Below are 1,246 nucleotides of genomic sequence, written 5' to 3'. Positions count from 1 at the left end.
CAGGCAGATTTGGAAGAGGGGGTGTCGTGCAAGGGTCCGGGTCGGGTTGACCGCTTCCAGGACCAGGTCGAACGGGGCCTCCTGATGAGCAAACGCATCCAGGTCCACCGCACGCACCCGCCGCACGAGCTCACGGAAACTCGGATCACCCGCACTACTCGTCCGCAACACCAACGTGTTCACGAAGAACCCGACCAGATCCTGCAACGACCGATCGCCACGACCGGCCACCGGCGAACCGATCGCCAGATCCGTCCCCGCACCCAACCGCGTCAACGCCGCAACCAAAGCAGCATGCACCACCATGAACGGCGTGCACCCCTCCGCCCGAGCAAACGCAGCCACCCGCTCGAACAGATCACCACCCCACACGACCTCGACCTCACCACCCCGATACGAAGCACGCACCGGACGCGGCCGATCCAAACTCAACCCGTGCTCCTCAGGAACCCCCTCCAACGCCCCCCGCCAAAAACCCAACTCCCGACTCAGCAAACTCCCCGGATCCCCCACCGAACCCAACACCCGCCGCTGCCAAGCCGCATAATCCACGTACTCCACCGACAACGGCTCAAGCACACAACCCTCAACACCCGCGACCCGAGCCTCATAAGCCCGCTGCAAATCCCCGAAGAACACCCCATTCGACAAACCATCCGTCGCAATGTGATGCACCACCAGAGACAACACCACCGACCCATCACCCAGATCAAAAACCACCGCACGCAAAGGCAACTCACACGACAGATCGAAAACACGACCAGCCGCAGCCGCAAGCTCCCCCTCCAACGCACCCACACCAACCCGACGCCGCTCCACCGAAACACGAGCCAACTCCGGCGCCACAACCCGCTGACACAACTCACCATCCACCGACTCAAAAAGCGTCCGCAGCGGAGCATGACGCCCCACCACATCACTCAAAGCCGCCCCCAACGCCCCCACATCAAGCACACCCTCCATCCGCACCACCATCGGCACGTTGTAAGCCGCACTCTCACCCTCCAACTCAGACAACAACCACAACCGCCGCTGAGCAAAAGACGCCACGGGCAAACCACCACCCTCCACCACCCCCTCCCCCGCAACCACCACCGGCACAGAACCCCCCACCCCACGCCCAACAACCAACTCAGCCAAACCCGCAACCGTCGGACACCCAAAAACATCCCGAATCGTCAACCGAACACCCAGCACATCAGCAATCACATTCGTCAACCGAGCCGCCAACAACGAATGCCCGCCG

1 protein-coding gene is annotated in these 1,246 nt (G+C 62.6%); it reads right to left on the bottom strand.

Features of this window, described 5'->3' with window-relative positions; genetic code table 11:
* On the bottom strand, positions 1-1,233 hold a 1,233-nt coding region (locus ACFW2Y_RS35945), incomplete at its 3' end, for a condensation domain-containing protein (protein ID WP_384887983.1).
* Between the last annotated feature and the right edge of the window lie 13 nt (positions 1,234-1,246).

This window comes from Streptomyces sp. NPDC058877, from assembly GCF_042742855.1.
In the GTDB taxonomy this organism is placed as follows: Bacteria; Actinomycetota; Actinomycetes; order Streptomycetales; family Streptomycetaceae; genus Streptomyces.
This window is presented reverse-complemented; position numbering and strand designations above follow the sequence as displayed.